The organism is Dyella thailandensis (genome assembly GCF_050749815.1).
Classification (GTDB): domain Bacteria; phylum Pseudomonadota; class Gammaproteobacteria; order Xanthomonadales; family Rhodanobacteraceae; genus Dyella_A.
On the sequence record NZ_CP192735.1, the window covers coordinates 1214380 to 1230888 of the forward strand.

The window sequence follows — 16509 nt, forward strand, 5'->3', positions numbered from 1 at the left end:
TCGCCACCGGGCTGGCTATAGTCGCCTCCCGTTTTCATCCGCTCCAGAGGAATCCGTCCGATGCGCCAGTGATGCCGCCGTCCTGCTGACGGCCTGTCCGCCTCCATCCCCACTGATGGACCGACACATGGCACCTGGAGATTCCCATGACGGAAGCGTTCCTCACGCTGCGCGATGCAGCGTTCGCCTGGCCCGACGGTCAGCGCGTGTTTTCCCAGCTCGATCTGCAACTCGACCGTCGCCCTACCGGGCTGGTCGGCCGCAATGGTGTGGGCAAGAGCGTGCTCGCGCGCCTGCTCGCCGGTGAGCTGGCACCCACGGCCGGACGTTGCGAGCGCACGGGGGCGGTGGGCTACGTGCCGCAGCACATCGCCTGTCCACCCGGCGCGACCGTGGCTTCCATCGCCGGCGTGCAGCCGGTGCTCGATGCGCTCGCACGCATCGAAGCGGGCAGCGTCGACGCCGCGGATTTCGAGCAGGTGGGCGAGCGTTGGGATATCCGCCAGCAGCTGGTCGCCTGGCTCGACGAGCAGGGCCTGGGCCAGCTCCGCCCCGAGCAGCCGGCGCATCAACTCAGCGGCGGCGAGCTCACCCAGGTCGCGCTGGCCGGCGCATGGCTCGCCGAGCCCGACGTGCTGGTGCTGGACGAGCCCACCAACCATCTCGATCGCCCGCATCGCCACGCGCTGCTGCAGCGCCTCAGTACCTGGCCGAAGGGGCTGCTGGTGATCAGCCACGATCGCGAACTGCTCACGGCCATGCAGCGCATCGTCGAGCTCTCGCCCAGCGGCCTGCGCGACTACGGTGGCAACTACGAGTTCTATGAAAGCGCCCGGGCGCAAGAGCAGGAGCGTGCGGTGCAGGCGCTGGAGCATCGCAAGGCCGAGCAGCGTCGCGGCGAGGCAGAACGCCGGCAGACCTTGGAGAACCTCAGCCGTCGTCAGTCGCGCGGCGCGCGTGCGGGACGCGAAGCGAACCAGGCGCCGATCCTGCTCGGGCGACGCAAGCAGCAGAGCCAGGTGAGCATGGGCAAGTGGCAACGCGAGCAGGACACGCGCCAGGAGGCGTTGGCGCAAGGCGTGCGCGAGGCCGCATCGCAGGTGGCCGAAGACGCCGACATCGCACTACTGGTGCCGGAGCTGCTCGGGGCGGCATCGCGCAAAGTGGCCACGTTGGAAAACCTGCGGCTGCCGTACGGTGCCGGTGGCGCCAGCGCGCTCGACCTCACCGTCTGGGGCCGTCAGCGTATCGGCATCGTCGGGCCCAATGGCAGCGGCAAATCCACCTTGCTGAAGGTGCTCGCTGGCGCGGTGCCGCCGGCTGCCGGAGAGTGCGTGGTGCACGTGCCGGTGGCCTTGCTCGATCAGCAACTGCAGTTGCTTTTGCCGCACCAATCACCGCTGCAGCAACTGCTTGCCGCACATCCGGCCGCCACGCAGGCGGACATGCGCACCCGCCTCGCGCTGCTCGGGTTGTCCGGTGACGCCGCTCTCAAACCCGCGGCCGAGCTCAGCGGCGGCGAACGGCTCAAGGCCGCCCTTGCCCTCGCGCTGTACCGCGAACAACCCGCCGAACTCCTGTTGCTGGACGAACCCACCAACCACCTCGACCTGCGCTCGCTCGACGCGCTCGAACAGATGCTGCTGCAGTACCGCGGCGCGTTGATGATCGTGTCGCACGACCACGTCTTTCTCGATCGCATCGCGCTCGATAAACGGCTGGAAGTGACGGGGCAGGGCTGGCGGCTCACACCCTGGTAGACGGATAGCGAGACGGCACCGAGTCCATCATGCGTGGGTTTGCTCGCCCGACCCCATGGCCTGGCGGATACGGCTGTCGAGGCTGTCCAGGTTGTGCACCGCCTCGTTGACCGTGGCTGCCATCTGGTTCACCACGTGCAGCAGGTCTTGCGCGGTCAGGGTGCCGCTCTTCAGGTCGATCATCGCGTCATTCATGCGCGGGCCGTCCAGCACGATCGACATGTCGGCGGTCATCAGGGTCGCGCTCGCATCCTGCAGGGCGTAGACGGTGGAGTAGCGGCGCAGCTGGTCGCTGCCGATCCAGCCCGCGGACTGGTTCGCCACCGCCACCGACCAGGCCTCATGGCGCAATACCGGCCAGCGGTAATCGAGGTAGAGCCCGTCCGGCATGAGCGCCTTGGCGTGCTGCAGACACACGGCGTCCGGCTCGTGCGCCTGGATGTCGTGCAGCAGGCCATCGCGCACCGCTTCAAGCGCCTTCATGCGTTCGCGATCGTGCGCGCGGATATGCTCGATCTGCTCCAGGTTGCCCTGGATCTCGGCCTCGATCTCCGCGCTGGCGATAGCCGCGGCATGCTCGTGATGGCTGTGTTCTATCCAGGCTTCCAGACCCAGCGCGGTGAGGATACTCAGCACGATCATCAGGTAGTGTTTGAGGAAATCCTTCAACGATTCGAGGCGGACCTTGGGCAGTTCCAGGTGCATGGCGAGTCCTAGCGGGCAGGGTGGCGGCGCATGATCGCGCAATTGCCTATGCCGCATCGACAATAAAGGGCCGCATCGCGACCCTTTATCGTTTCCGGCATGACGCGGGTAGGCCCGCAAAAAAATCAGCGGATGTTGGTGTAGTTCACCGGCACCCACTCGTAGGCGCGGCCCTTGGCGCGCACGTGGCCCAGGCCCGGGAACGCCAGGTGCGCAGCGCCCACCAGGTAACCCTGCTTCGCCGCCTTGGCGAACTCGGCCTTGCGTTCGGCTTCGGCCTTGGCCGGGTCGCTGTCGAAGTGGATGGTGACCGAGGGCTGGTCGAACTGCACGGCCTGGACGTGTACCAGGTCGCCCCAGATCATCAGCTTCTGACCTTTGCTCTCCACCACGAAGGACGTATGGCCCGGGGTGTGGCCAACGGTGGAGATGGCGCGGATACCCGGCACGATCTCGGTATTGCCCTCGAACGGCTTGAACTGGTGCGCGGCCACGTACGGATTGAGCGAGGCCATCGCGCCTTGGAACATGCCCTTGTCGGCTTCGGCCGCCTTGTCCAGGTTGGCCTTGGCCAGCCAGTAGTCCGCGTCGCGCTTGTCCGCGCGTACCACGGCGTGGGGGAAGGCGATCTTGCCGTCCTTGATCAGGCCGCCGACGTGGTCCGGGTGCATGTGCGTGAGGACGATCTCGTCCACCTGCTCCGGCTGGTAGCCCGAGGCCTTCAGGCTATCGAGCAGCTTGCCCAGGGTGGGACCGAACAGCGTGCCGGCGCCGGTATCGATCAGCACCAGCTTGCTGCCGGTATTGACCAGGAAGGCGTTGACCGAGGTCTCCAGCGGAGCCTTCTCGAACGAAGCGGTCAGCGCCTTGTTCACTGCCTTCGGCGTGGTGTTCATCAGCAGCTGATCGACCGGCAGGTCGACCGTTCCGTCGGACAGAGCCGTGATCTCGAAGTCACCCAGCATCACGCGGTAGAAGCCCGGCGCGGATGTCTTCACCATCGGCGCGGCGGCGTGTGCCATGTCGACAGGAGCAAGGCCGAGGCCTGCGCCGGCAACCAGCGCGCAGAGCAGGGCAGTACGGATCAGGGAGCGCTTGTGTGTCATGCATGGGGTCCTGGCAAGGGATGGGGCGATGCGCCGCCGCGAAACGCATTGCGTGCGTCTTGATAGCGCGCGAATGGAAACGCGGGCGAATGGTCCAGATCCATCGGTAGACCGTCAACCTGGACCAACGTCGAGCCGCCATCGGCTCAGGTACTTTGAGCACTTCGCGCTGGGTGGGCACGTTCATCCTGCCCGCCCAGCGCGCGTGCTCCGCGTCAGCCCGCCGCCTCGGCCACCTCCTCCACAAACCCGCGATACGAACGCAGCGGCCGCCCCAGCAGCTGGGTCAGGCGCGGCACGTCGCCCGGTTCCGGGATCATGCCGTCGCTGACCCAGCGTTCGGCCATCAGCCGCATCTCGTAGGCCATCCAGGGCGGCATGAAACCGGCGGCGTTCTGTTCGAACCCGGCGGGGTCGTCGCCGCCGTAGACCACCGGGCGTCCCAGCACGTCCGCCCAGATAGCCGCCACGTCCGCGCCGGTGAGCGTGTCCGGGCCCACCAGGTTGATCATTTCGATCGGCAACGTGTCCGGGCCTTCGCTGCGACGGATCAGCTCGATCGCAGCGACTTCGGCGATGTCGCGCGCATCGACCATCGCCAGACCCTTGTTGCCGATCGGCATCGGGTAGACGCCGTGGCCGAGCACCACGTCCTTGATCATGTGCTCGTTGTCGATGAAGTAGGCCGGGCGCAGGATCGTGGCGCTGAAACCCATCTGCTGCAACATGCGCTCGGCGCCGAACTTCACCGCGAAGTGCGGCACGTTGACGTAGCGGTCCGCGTGGATCACCGACAGGTAGACCACCCGCTTCACGCCCGCCTCGCGGGCCACGTTGAGCGTGAGCAGCGCCTGGGTGAACTCATCGCCGGTCACCGCATTGAGCAGGAACAGGGTGCTGACGCCGGCGAAGGCGGCGCGCAGGCCGTCGAGGTCGAGCAGGTCGCCCTTCACCACCTCCACGCCGGCGGGGAAGGTGGCTTTGGCGGGATCGCGGGTGAGCACCCGCACGGCGGCGCCGCGTTGGGCAAGCTGGTCGACGACGTGGCGGCCGACGCGGCCGGTGGCACCGGTTACGAGGATGGTCATGGCATGTACTCCGAGTGGGTGGGTTGGGAACACACTCGTCATGCTATCGATCCAAATTCGCAGGCATAGCCGCTAAAGTGGGATGCTTCGTCTCACTGGTGGAACACATGGACCTGCTCGCGCTTGCCGATTTCAACCTCGTAGCCCGCCATGGCGGGTTTGGCCGGGCCGCGCGCGAAGCGGGCCGGCCCAAGGCCACGCTGTCCCGGCGCGTGGCCGAGCTGGAGGCCAGCCTGGATCTGCGTCTGTTCGAGCGTGGTGCGCGATCGCTCAAGCTCACCGAAGAAGGCCGCGCGCTGTACGAACGCACCGCGCTCCTGCTCACCGAGCTCGAGGAGACCGCCACGGCCATCGCCTCCGGCGGCCACACCGCACGCGGCCGCCTGCGCATCAGCGCGCCGCTGCTCTTTTCGCAGACCGCCATGGGCAAGCTCGCCGCCGGCTTCGCGCTGCGGCACCCGCAGGTGCGGCTGGAGATCACCGCCGACGACCGCGCCGTGGACATGATCGAAGAGGCCTACGACCTGGTTATTCGCGTCAATCCCGAGCCCGACGCCAACCTGGTGGGACGCATCTTTCTGCGCGATCGGCTGGTGGTCGTCGCCAGCCCGAACCTGTCCAAGCCCACCCACGGCGAGCCCGTGCCAGTCATCGTCCGCGGCGCGATGCAGCCGACCGAAACCTGGACGATGACCACGCCCGCCGGGCCGTCCACGCTCGTCGCCCAACCGGTGATCAGTCTGTCGTCGCTGCTCATGGTGCGCGATGCCGCGCGCATGGGCGCCGGCGCCGCCCGCCTGCCGCTGTCGCTGGCCAGCCCTGATCTCGCTGCCGGCACGCTGGTGCAGTGGGGTAGGGTGGACGGACCGGAGATCGAACTATGGGCGCTCTATCCCACCCGCCGCCTGCTCAGCGCGCGCGTCTCGGCATTTCTGGACTATCTGAGGGAGGCGTTTCCGAAAGGGACCCCGGATGAGCTGGCTGCCTATGTGAGTGGATGAAAAGGCACAACGGAGTAAGGCACAGCAGCCATCATCGCCAGCGATTGCTCGTGAGCCATGACAGCCAGCGCGCTCGCCTTGACTCACCCACTCATATCCTCGATCACGGAAGGGCGGTGCACTTGGCTACATGGTGACTGTCCGCTGTACAACGCCGGCCTGTTTGCACTCAGCTAAGTAATCCATAAGAAGCCGGGAGTATCTCGGAACCATGCGAGACGAGGCGAGTGATGGTGTCGAACATTCGCTCGGCGTGGTGGATCGACAGGCTGGATCCTCCGCTCGCATGACGCAAGAAGGCCGGACATCGAGACAACACCGACGGAGGTGAGTCATGGTCAAGCACCTGGCTGCGAAGAAACTATTGATCGGACTGGCAGTTGCCACCGCGTGCGCCATACCGCTGGGCGCATCGGCCCATGACCACAGGGACCACGGCGATCGGTATCAGCATGATTGGCAGCATGGCGATCGCGGCGACTGGCATGCTGACCACAGGGACTGGCATGGCGATCGCGATGAATGGCGTGGCGATGGTGACAGGTGGCGCCGCGACCACGACAGGGATGGTGACCGGTGGATAGCAGGCGCGATAGTCGCCGGCCTCATCGACGGTGCCGTCGCTCCGGCTCCCCGCTACTACGAGGCTCCGCCGACAGTGGTCTATCGTCGGCCGACCCGGGTGATCTACGAAGATTCGCCGGTGGTCACGCGTACGGTGGTCTACGGGCGACGTTACGACGACGATGATGGCGACTGAGCTTGAACGGTTAGTTCGGACAGGAGCCCGGCCCCGGCCGAGCTCTTCAGTTGCAGGATTGACGAGCGGCGCATGCGATACCTATCCACGCAAACAGCGACCGACAAGGCATTCGCAATCGCTCTCGTGCTCAAGGCCATCGATGCCCTGGGCGAAACGGTCGGCGGCGTGTGGCTTCTGCTGATCGATCCACGTTGGCTGCAGGGTACGGTCGCTTCACTGGTGGCTCCCGAGCTACGCGAGGATCCGCACGATTTTTTTGCCGTGCATATCCTGCGCGGGGCAACCCGCTTTCAGCAGCACGCCATGCTGATCGCAGCCCTGTACCTGCTCTCGCATGGAGTGACGAAGCTGGTCGTGCTGGTGGAGATCGTGCGCGGCCGACTATGGGCCTATCCAGCACTGATCGTGCTGACTGCTCTCTTCGTGATCTACCAGATCTACCACATGATCGTAACGAGGCTGTCAGCCAGCTATCTCGCGCTGACGCTGTTCGATCTACTGATCATTGCGCTCACCACCGTGGAGTACGCGAAGCTGCGTTCTCGCAGCGGGACCATCTCTCATTTTGGACACGACGGATCCGGCGTGGATTGATTAGGGCTGGTTATCGGGGGTGGAGCGACCCTTCCATAAGGCTTGCTACCACCCTCATTGGCAGCTCAGTTCGAACGCCCAAAGGAGCCAACATGCAAGGGACCATTGCCCACGACCGGGCGCGTGCGGACTGGCGGATATGGCAGGTGACGTACGGAAGAGTGGCGAGGAACCAGCCGCCAAGTGTCGATGAGCCGATCGACCTGCAGGCACTTCGAGACGAGTTGCGTGAGGCGGCGCTGGTGCGCATCAAGGCGTTCGCATCCAAGCAGGGCCTCGACAATTTCGCCGCCTGCTTTGCGAACGGACTGGACGATCTCGCGGCACCGTCGCCTGTTCACGCGTTCCATAAGGAATTGGCCAACCCATCGCTGCTTCCTTTGGCGGCAAACCAACTGCTGTCGGCGGCGCAGTCCGCGTGGGTCTTCGGAGGCATGGGCTCATGGAACGACCTTGGCTTCGACGGCGAGGACCAGGCGACCTACGAATCCCTCTCGGAAGCGCTTTACGGCACCGTCAACCGCGCCATCGTGGCGGCGACAAATGCCTCCGCGGCTGGCAGTGCCTGCACGCCTGATCCCGATCCGGGCAGCGACAAGCCGGGGAAGCGGGTGTGGTGGAAGCGGTTTGGCTGACAACGCCTGATCGCACACGCGAGCAGTCACATGGCACGACGCAGCCGCTCGCTTAGACGCGGCATCAGGTCAGGCCAGCCTCATGTGGAGGAGGGCAGAGCGACCGTCCTCGCCAGTGACCGGTCGCGATGCGTGATGGCCAACCCATTCGCCTTGACTCCCCCACACCGCGGTAGGAGACTCGGTCGCAAGGAGCCTAGAAACTCCCCACACAGCGGTACCCACCTCCGTCAAACCGGTGGGTTTTTTGTGCCTGCACGTTTGCAGGCGCAACCGACGTGACACTTGCGTCGGGAGGGCGGCGAATACAACACCCGCAAGGGAAATAAGCCCGCCGGCTGTGTGCGGTTTCTAGCCTCCCGACTTCCCGTCGCCGTCCTGGCGCACGGGTACTTCATGGAACGAGGAGGCAAGCATGTCCACCATCGATTCGGAAGATCTGGAAGGCGCAGGCGAGGTTCTTTCCGCACACAGCCTGCAACGACTCGCAAAGCTGCGCCTGGACGTAGCGCTACTGGCCCGGCTGGTACGAAAGCGTCAGGCGAAAACGCCCGAGGACGTCGTCACGGAAATTCACCTGAGCGAAATAGCCAGCAACCTGGCCTGGCTGGAAACACACATCGCGCAGGTGCTCGACGAGCGCGTTGCACAACACACATCCAGCGAAGACGCCGCATCAGGCGAAGCGGATGCCACCGAACCGGCCACGGACGAGGCCGACGAGCGCTACATGTCCGGCATCACGCTCGACCAGCTCGACGCCATTCACGAGTTGCTAGATAGCCTCCGTGCCCACGGTGACGTGGTTACCTGCAGCGGCGAGGCCGAGTTCGCTGATGGCACGATGCCGGCGATCGGCGATGCCATCTACCGCGATGCGGGCAAGCTGCGGGAATTGATCGATGCCATTGATGCCCAGCGGCTGGGGTTGCCGGTTGGCATGCGAGACGGAGTGAGGGAGGAGGGCGGCAGTTACTTCGGGCTACCGACGCACTTGCCCGTGAGCGTCATGGCATCCGCGTCGCGCGCGCATCCGACCTATCAGTAGCGCTTGAGGGATAGGGGCGGAAGGCAAAACGTTAGCCAACGCCCCCGTCTCCACCTATCGAGGTCGACACGGCGGGAACTCGTGCCACAGCCTATGCCGAGCGCTTACGGTACGGGGAGAAGCTGCTGCGGGCCGAAGCCGTCATACTCCTTCTCAGTTGCTCGTCGTGGGACACGTTAACGCTGCTCACGGCCAGCCTCTCATCATCCGGGTACTGAAAGGAGTCCTTACCCATGCTGCGATCTGCTGCCGTGCTTTTCCTGCTTGCACTGCCACTGACGGCGTTGGCTGCCCAGCTTCACATCACTGACCAACAAGCCAGGCGCATCGACGCCGACGTGATGGCCATCATGCGGAGATCGGGGACGCCGAGCGCGACGATCCTGGTGGTAGATCACGGGCACGTCGTTTACCGCCACGCTTACGGCCTTCGTGATCGCGAGCACAAGCAGCCAGCCACGATCGACAGCCATTACGAAATTGGCTCGATCACTAAGCAATTCACCGCCGCCGCCATCCTCCAACTGCAGGAATCCGGCAAGCTGCATCTCGACGACAAGCTTTCCACCTATCTTCCGGACGCGCCTCACGCAGGCGAGGTCACGCTGCGGCAATTGCTATCGCATACCAGCGGCATGCCGGAATATCTCGACGCGGTCGAAGCAGACAACGCGATCGACAAGCCTGCCAGCTTCGACAAGCTGGTCTCGTACATTGCTGACAAGCCACTGGACTTTCCGTCTGGCACGCGATGGTCGTACTCGAATACAGGCTACCTCCTCGCCGGACGCGTCATCGAGGTGGTGTCGCATCAGTCCTACCGTCATTACATACAAACGCACCTGCTCGACCCTGCCGGGATGACGCACACCTTCACCGTGGCGGAAGAGAGCAGGGCGCCAGCCATGGCCGTCGGATATGACCGGAAAGGGGGCCATGTCGAACCTGCACCAACGATCGCCGCATCGGTCGGCTGGGCGGCAGGCTTTCTTGTCTCGACGGTCGACGATCTTCAGAAATGGAATGCCGCTCTGCAGAGCGGCAAGATCATCACTGCTGCGGACTACGCTTTGATGAGCACGCCGATCAGCACCGAACAAGGTGATGCTGGTTATGGCCTTGGCCTCTTTGTGGACCGTATCGACGAGCAGCCGCGCATCGGGCACACAGGTGGGTCGCTGGGATTCACGACGGCGAACGAGTACTTCCCCAAGCAAGCCATGCAGATCATCGCCTTCACAAACTTCGTGGATAACCCGGAACCCGGAGAGACGATCACAACGGCGATCTTCGAAGACCTCAACCCAGCCATCGCCTCTGCGGCGACGCGGCCGAACTCAGGCGAGAACACGGCAGTGACCGCCAAGGTCGAGGCCTTCTTCCCGCAGATGCAGGCGGGGCAGGGGTACTCGCCACTTGTTGCAGCCAAGCTCAAAAAGAAAATGCAGGCAGGCCTGGCCAAACGCCTCGCGAGCGAGTTCAAGGATTACGGTCGACCTTCCGCCTTCATTTTCAAAGGCACGCACATCCAAGCCGGCAAGACCTTCTATGACTACGTGATTCGCTTCGGGCCGGGCAGCCTGCTCAGGTTCGGCATCGCCTTGGACGTGGATGGGAAGATCGCCAGCATTTCCATGGGGTAGGGCGTGGGACAGGCGCCCTTACGATCGTAACCGTGCTCATGAAAGCCCATATGGAAGAGTGGAGAGGCAACCAAGGAAACATAATTAGACGCGGGCCGGTCGTTAGTCCCGCGGCAGCCGTTAGAAGTGCATCTGACTTCCTTCTTGGAGAAGCTGAGTGAAGATCAAGACCGAGATCGGCATCAGCCGGGTCACACCTAGCGGGGAGGAAGTTTTGCGGACGGTCTCCAAAGATGCCGAGACGGTTGACGGTAACGCCGAAGGTCTTGGGCCCATCGCTGAGCTCGCCTCGCGTTACGCACAGAGTTGCATTTACTGCGGCTCGACTGATCAGCTGTCTAGTCGACGTCCCCCCGCGTTGAGTAGCGGGACGGTTTAGAGTCCGGAATTACTTTAACTGCTTCGCGTAGGCGGCGGGTGTCAGCCCGCCCAACGCCTTCTTCGGTCGCTCCTCGTTGTATTCCCGCCGCCAGCGTTCGATCTCGGTGCGGGCGTGCAGCAGGCTGGGAAACCAGTGTTCGTTGAGGCATTCGTCGCGCAGACGTCCGTTGAACGATTCGATGTAGGCGTTCTGGTTCGGCTTGCCTGGTTCGATCAGGCGCAGTTGCACGCCGCGCTCGTGCGCCCAGGCGACCATCGCCTTGCCGCAGAACTCCTTGCCGTTGTCGGTGCGGATGGTCTTGGGCAGGCCGCGAATGACGCCCAGGCGATCCAGCACACGCGTCACGTCGATCCCGGAGATGGCTCGTTCGACTTCGATGCCCACCGACTCATGCGTGGCGTCGTCGACGATGGTCAGGCACTTGAGGACGCGGGCGTCGGCGGTGCGATCGAACACGAAATCCATCGACCACACCTCGTTGGGCGCCGATGGACGACACAGTGGCTGCCGCTCGCTCACCGGCACCTTCTTCCGCTTGCGCCGGCGTACCTGCAACCGTTCCTCCCGATACAACCGCTCCACACGCTTGTAGTTCACCGGCTCGCCGCCCTCCTGCCGAAGCTTCAGGTGGATCATCCCCACGCCGTAGCGCTTGTGCCGCTGCGCCAGCTCCACGATCCGCCGTCGCAGCGCCACGTTGCGGTCTGGCTGCGCCTGATACCGGTACGCGCTGGCGCTCATGCCCACCACGCGCAGCGCGCACCGCTCGCTCAACCCCTTGTCGATCATCTGGCGCACCAACGCTCGCCGGGCCGGTGCGCCTACGGTTTTTTTCGCAGGACGTCCTTGATCACCTCGTTCTCAAGCATCTGCTCGGCCAGCAGCTTCTTCAGCCGCGTGTTCTCCGTCTCCAGCTCCTTCAGGCGCTTGGCGTCCGGCACGCTCATGCCGCCGAACTTGCTGCGCCACAGGTAGTAGGAGGCCTCGCTGAAGCCGTGTTTGCGGCACAGCTCCTTGATCGGCAAGCCGGCATCCGCCTCACGCAGGAAGCCGATGATCTGTTCCTCGGAAAAGCGCTTCTTCACGTCCAATCTCCTTCGGTTGGGGGATTGGACTCCAAACGGCAGTGCTACTCAAAACCGGGGGGACGTCGTAGTGAGCACGTTGTACCTTATGCATGGGGCGGCACGATCCAAGTTCACAACGGCTCGTGCGAAGCATGCCGCCTGATCACGTCCAGATTCGAGAACTATGCCCTTAATGATGGTGCAATGGCGCATGTTCGGAAGGTGATAGGGCTACCATCCCGATCCAACTATAGGAACGTAAAGGGCGCCATCGTTACGGACCTGAAGGGTCGAGACGGCCGGACGGCGAGGATCGAAGGTGGCACTGAGACGCCGGTAGTGCTTGGCCTTCCGCTGTTCGTACGACCGGGGTTGTTGGTCGATGATGGGAGGCGCACGACTCTGGATCTGGAAGGATTGGCAGCAGCGGTGTTCGGCTCTGATTTGTCGACTTTCATGGGAGACCATTCAGCAATTGGCGCCGTCCAAAGGGAAAGGACCAAACACATCATGGCTTTTGCCCAAACCATCGCAAAGATCGCATATAGCTGGGCCTGGCGCGATGGTGTGATCGAACAGTTGGGTAGCGCGAGTGGTCTCGTTGACGCCTTTATGCATCACCCCGAGCGCTTGGGGGCCTTCCTCGGAACAAAGCCACCCCCGTACGAGCGCTACGCTGGCTATCAGCTCAGGATCGAGTACAAGGTGTCGATGCCAAGGAAGCTCGTCTATCTAGAAGTGCAGATGTTTGCTGCCACGGCTGCGCCGATATACGAGGTAGTGCTGGGGAGCGTGAACACCGTGCGCGAGTGGCGGAATCTCCGTCAGACCTTCTGTCGGTGACTTGTCACGACGCACAGGTGACGACCGCCTGACGCTAGCGTGCTAGCCGGTTCAGCTAGGCTTGGAGATTGTCAACAGATACCGGCCTTGCCACTGGGGATACCCTTGTTACAGATTACCACCGGAAAGCTGTTCACCCATCCACCGCGCCGAGAAAACTTTCTGCGCAGTGTGCTTTATACGAACGCGCTTATCCACAAGGAAGAGCCGATAGTGACCGCAGCAGGCAAACTGCTGCCATCATCCAGTTACTCGACAAGGCCATTTGCCCTGATCTATGAGTTAACAGAACGAATTGAGGACGAGGGAGGCGGCGACGGGAAAGCGGGAACCATCGTTTCTTTTACTGTCGACCCCTACCTGCACGACTTCGCACTAGTCGCTTCGTTCGCGTTGAACTGCGTATGCTCACCGGACCTCGACCTGGCTAGACGACTCACGAGTGGCGAGCAAGGGCAGAGTACGCGGGTAGCTCCGAATGCCTTAGTCAGCAAGTTTTTCGACAGGCACTATGGGTGCAAGCCAGGGGATATCCGGTTCCTTGTCAGTTTCATCGATCAAGTGATCGGGCTGCACCGTAAGACATTTCTCGGTGTGATGCGCTCCATTCGCACATACGTCAACGCCATGCATAGAGTGGCCGATAATCTCGAGCTAGCATATACGCTCCTCGTTGCCTCCGTCGAATCGCTAGCCCAAGACTTTGACGGCCATCAAGCCGATTGGCTTTCGGTAGATGATCGAAAGCGCAATGCCATAGACGCCGCTTTGCATGGCGCGGGTGAGGCGCTAACACAGCGAGTCAGGAACGCTCTGCTTGAATTCGAGCATGTCGCTCTGGCTCGTCGCTTCCGTGAGTTCGCGGTTGCCCATACTCCGTCGTCCTTCTTTCGCGAGATCTCAGAATGCGCAGGGCATCGCTTGGGCAGGTCAGACCTGACAGCCGTGCTCGGTACGGCGTATGCCTTGCGGTCGAAGTATGTACATCGGATTCAACGTCTTCCCGACATGGTGGCACTTCCGAACGATCATTCGGAAACGACAAATGATGGCCGAACTGCTTATTTGACGCTGCAAGGCCTCTCGCGTCTGATGCGGAGCGTCATCATTGAATTCGTGATGCGCCAGCCCACGATCGACACTGAGCCGTACAACTACCAACTCGAACGAGCTGGCGTTGTGCAGGTGCGATTGGCGCCGCGATACTGGGTAGGGCGTTCTGACGGTGACATCAAAGGGCAGGGGCGTGAGAAGCTCGAAGGATTCTTGGAGCAACTTGAATCCTGCCTCCTCCGGGACCGGGGAGCAACGTTGACCGACTTGCGGCCGGTTTTGACTTTGGCGGCTGAATTTGCAGCAACTCTCAAGCAGCACCTTCGGCGTCCTTATCTAGCGCTCTACGCATTATTCAACATCTATCTTCCCGAGCGCGAAAAGTTGCCGATGCCGCCGGCTTTCCAGGCATTAATGGAAAAAGAGCTCGACGTGCCGAGCCCCGAGGCAATGATCGCATTCGCGCTCTTCGATCAAGCGATTTCCTGGTCGTTAGAAAGCCATCAGGAAGCTATAGACACCTACTTCCGCCGACGGACCTCGCCGAGCGGCATCAGGTTTCCGCGACTGTTTGATGCCGCAATTACTTTGGAGCTAGCAGAGCGATATCGCAAGGCAGGCGACATGGAACGCTGTCGATCAATGGTGGCTCTGGCGGTGGAGAACCATCCGGGCCACGAGAGGCTCCTCGAACTTGAGGCGCGAATCGATTGTGAATCATCCATCAGCTGGCGCGATGTGCTCCTGCCGCAGGAGTAGTCATCCACGCGCAAGGCGTAATTGCGCATAATGTATATTATGTAAAATCGCAAAATACATCGTCCGCTTTCCCAGGCGACTTTGCTTGCTTCAATAGCAGCGGCCGCAGAAGTCGTCGCGGCCGTCCATTGCATCTACAAATGGCTTAACGTGTGCGCACGTTCGGTGCCACCACGCAGGATGCCCATGAGCCGCCGATCCATCGTCATACTTGCCGTGCTGGTCATACTTGGCGCCTGGGGCCTTCGGCATGCGTTCGAGAGCACACCGGTCGTGGCAGCGGGCACCCACCTGCCCTCAACGACTCTCTGTCCGCGCTTCGGTCTCAACCCGCCGCAGCGGTTGCCGGTCGTGCACGACGCGGTGTCGATCAGCTTCGACGGCAGCCGCCTGGTGGCGGTCGATCGCCAGGGCCGGGTGTGGTCGTACTACCGCGGCGAATCCAACTGCGACGACCCCGCGCCGATCAAGGTGCTCGACGCCGCTATCGTGGCGAAGCAACATCTAGGCACGGGCGCGCCGCGCGCGGTCGAACGCAGCGCCGTGCTGCTGGACGGCACGGCGCTGGCGGCGGTGGACCTGGGGATGCCCAACGCCTGCGCTACGGCGGGGAATATTTGCGCCACCGCGCCCTCGGGCGGCTTCGACAACGTCACCGCGCTGGCGGCCGGCGATCGCCATCGGTTGCTCGTGCGCGGCGACGGCAGCCTGTGGTCGTCAGGCATGAACGAGTGCGGACAGCTCGGCCGCGCCGGCGCATCCGGCTCGCTGGTCGACTTCCGGCAGGTGCCGGGGATGGACGGCATCGTCGCCGTGGCGGCGGGCATGCGCAGCAGCATGGCGTTGGATGCGAAAGGCACGATGTACACCTGGGGCAATCTGTCCAACCCGTTGTTCAGTTCCCCCGTCAGCTCACCCGTGGCTGGCAATCCATATTGCCCCTACCAGGACCAGACCTGGGCCGGCCATTTGCTTTCCGGCGCGAGCGACGACTATCCGCGCGAAGTTCGCGGCCTGCCGCGCATCGAGCAGGTTGCCAGCTACTACGCCAGCGACTTGGCGCTGGATACGGCTGGCCAGGTCTGGGGCTGGGGCTACAACAGCTGTGGCCAGCTCGGCGTGGATCCGGGCCAGGGACCGGAGCGGATCGAGTACTACCTGGAGCAGCCGCGGCGCATCGAAGGCTTGCCGCCGATCCGCGCCATCGCTGCCGGCAAGCGCCACGCGCTAGCGCTCGACGGTAACGGCCAGGTCTGGGCTTGGGGCGAGAACGCCGACACCGAACTGGGCCAGCGCCTCGGCCTTGGCCAGCACGGCAGCCCTGCCTGCGAGAACGAATACGGCCGCGGCGAGCGGGCTCCGTTCACCGAGCTGCCGCGGCAGGTGCCCGGCATCGGCAAGGCGGTGGCGATCGCAGCTGGCTACAACAGCAGCGCAGCGATCGATGCGCATGGCGATGTCTGGGTGTGGGGGCGGCATTGAGAGGCATCAGTTGACGTTCCTTAGGCTGGAGGGCGGATGCACATCATCAGTTCACCCGGGGGCCGGCTGCGCAAGGCCGGCCGTACCGTCATAGTCACGGCCGCACTGCCGGCCGTGCTCCTGCTGTGCGCTTTCATGAAGCCGCAACTACCCGAGACGATCTACGACGGCACCCACTACAGCACGCTGATCGAGACCTACCAGCACGCTTATGAGCACGCCGGCATGACCAACATGAAGGTGGTCACGGAGGCGACGGGCAAGGCGCCCGATGGCACCGTCTCGACCGTCAAGACCTATACCTTCGCCTGCCCTGCCGTACCTGGCAGCCACTCAGATCCTTGCAGTGCAACCTTCAGCATCAGCGCTTCCGTCAAAGACGACATCTGCCGAGACTGCCGCATCACGCGAACCTCCTACTCCGGCGATCCGGCGGTAGATGAGAAAGCGACGACCGAGATCCGGCGAGTGCTGGGTAAGAGCGTCCCTTCAGCGTTTGGAAAGTGATCTGTGCACGTCGACTCTCGGGCCGGCACGCGTAGTGCTGAGCAGGCGCAGGTTCGACGGGTATGCCGCATCC

General features: G+C 63.3%; 15 protein-coding genes. 11 read left to right on the forward strand and 4 right to left on the reverse strand.

The window, feature by feature from the left end; translation table 11 throughout:
• Positions 1–146 precede the first annotated feature (146 nt).
• Positions 147–1760, forward strand: a complete 1614-nt coding sequence (locus ACQVBX_RS05630; protein ID WP_431637013.1) for an ABC-F family ATP-binding cassette domain-containing protein — start codon at positions 147–149, stop codon at positions 1758–1760.
• A gap of 27 nt (positions 1761–1787) precedes the next feature.
• Here the strand turns inward: ACQVBX_RS05630 and ACQVBX_RS05635 are convergent, their stop codons facing one another.
• The 3 genes from ACQVBX_RS05635 to ACQVBX_RS05645 form a co-directional block, all read right to left on the reverse strand.
• A complete protein-coding gene (locus ACQVBX_RS05635; RefSeq protein WP_431637015.1) occupies positions 1788–2465 on the reverse strand; it encodes a hypothetical protein in 678 nt (225 codons plus the stop codon).
• Positions 2466–2590: 125 nt separating this feature from the next.
• The gene (locus ACQVBX_RS05640) at positions 2591–3571 is read right to left on the reverse strand and encodes an MBL fold metallo-hydrolase (protein ID WP_431637017.1); all 981 of its coding nucleotides are present in this window, start codon (positions 3569–3571) and stop codon (positions 2591–2593) included.
• A gap of 215 nt (positions 3572–3786) precedes the next feature.
• Positions 3787–4659, reverse strand: coding sequence for an SDR family oxidoreductase (locus ACQVBX_RS05645; protein WP_431637018.1), 873 nt, complete (start codon positions 4657–4659; stop codon positions 3787–3789).
• 107 nt (positions 4660–4766) lie between these two features.
• On the opposite strand from ACQVBX_RS05645, the gene ACQVBX_RS05650 reads away from it, so the two are divergent.
• The 6 genes from ACQVBX_RS05650 to ACQVBX_RS05675 all read left to right on the forward strand — a co-directional run bounded on the left by ACQVBX_RS05650 (position 4767) and on the right by ACQVBX_RS05675 (position 10343).
• The gene (locus ACQVBX_RS05650) at positions 4767–5660 is read left to right on the forward strand and encodes a LysR family transcriptional regulator (protein ID WP_431637019.1); all 894 of its coding nucleotides are present in this window, start codon (positions 4767–4769) and stop codon (positions 5658–5660) included.
• A gap of 334 nt (positions 5661–5994) precedes the next feature.
• Positions 5995–6420, forward strand: a complete 426-nt coding sequence (locus ACQVBX_RS05655) for a hypothetical protein (protein ID WP_431637021.1) — start codon at positions 5995–5997, stop codon at positions 6418–6420.
• Positions 6421–6492: 72 nt separating this feature from the next.
• Complete coding sequence (locus ACQVBX_RS05660) at positions 6493–7017, forward strand: DUF2127 domain-containing protein (RefSeq protein ID WP_431637022.1); 525 nt, start codon at positions 6493–6495, stop codon at positions 7015–7017.
• A gap of 92 nt (positions 7018–7109) precedes the next feature.
• Positions 7110–7652, forward strand: coding sequence for a hypothetical protein (locus ACQVBX_RS05665; protein WP_431637023.1), 543 nt, complete (start codon positions 7110–7112; stop codon positions 7650–7652).
• 415 nt (positions 7653–8067) lie between these two features.
• Entirely contained in the window at positions 8068–8700 is a 633-nt protein-coding gene (locus tag ACQVBX_RS05670) for an XAC0095 family protein (RefSeq protein ID WP_431637025.1), read from the forward strand.
• A 233-nt stretch (positions 8701–8933) separates the two neighbouring features.
• A complete protein-coding gene (locus tag ACQVBX_RS05675) occupies positions 8934–10343 on the forward strand; it encodes a serine hydrolase domain-containing protein (protein ID WP_431637026.1) in 1410 nt (469 codons plus the stop codon).
• A 388-nt stretch (positions 10344–10731) separates the two neighbouring features.
• Here ACQVBX_RS05675 and ACQVBX_RS05680 read toward each other — a convergent pair.
• Positions 10732–11810 (reverse strand): IS3 family transposase gene (locus ACQVBX_RS05680; RefSeq protein WP_431634034.1). Its coding sequence is split into 2 segments (ribosomal slippage): positions 10732–11552 and positions 11552–11810, totalling 1080 coding nucleotides; the frame shifts between segments, so codons are not numbered across the junction.
• Positions 11811–12302: 492 nt separating this feature from the next.
• Between ACQVBX_RS05680 and ACQVBX_RS05685 the strand changes: the two genes are divergently transcribed.
• From ACQVBX_RS05685 to ACQVBX_RS05700, 4 genes are all read left to right on the forward strand, one after another.
• Positions 12303–12635 carry a hypothetical protein gene (locus ACQVBX_RS05685; RefSeq protein ID WP_431637028.1) on the forward strand — a complete coding sequence of 111 codons (333 nt, stop codon included), beginning with the start codon at positions 12303–12305 and terminating at the stop codon, positions 12633–12635.
• A gap of 105 nt (positions 12636–12740) precedes the next feature.
• Entirely contained in the window at positions 12741–14447 is a 1707-nt protein-coding gene (locus ACQVBX_RS05690) for a hypothetical protein (protein ID WP_431637030.1), read from the forward strand.
• Positions 14448–14633: 186 nt separating this feature from the next.
• On the forward strand, positions 14634–15929 hold the full coding sequence (locus ACQVBX_RS05695) for a hypothetical protein (protein ID WP_431637031.1): 1296 nt from the start codon (positions 14634–14636) through the stop codon (positions 15927–15929).
• Between the two features lie 36 nt (positions 15930–15965).
• Positions 15966–16436 carry a hypothetical protein gene (locus ACQVBX_RS05700; protein WP_431637033.1) on the forward strand — a complete coding sequence of 157 codons (471 nt, stop codon included), beginning with the start codon at positions 15966–15968 and terminating at the stop codon, positions 16434–16436.
• Positions 16437–16509: the final 73 nt, after the last annotated feature.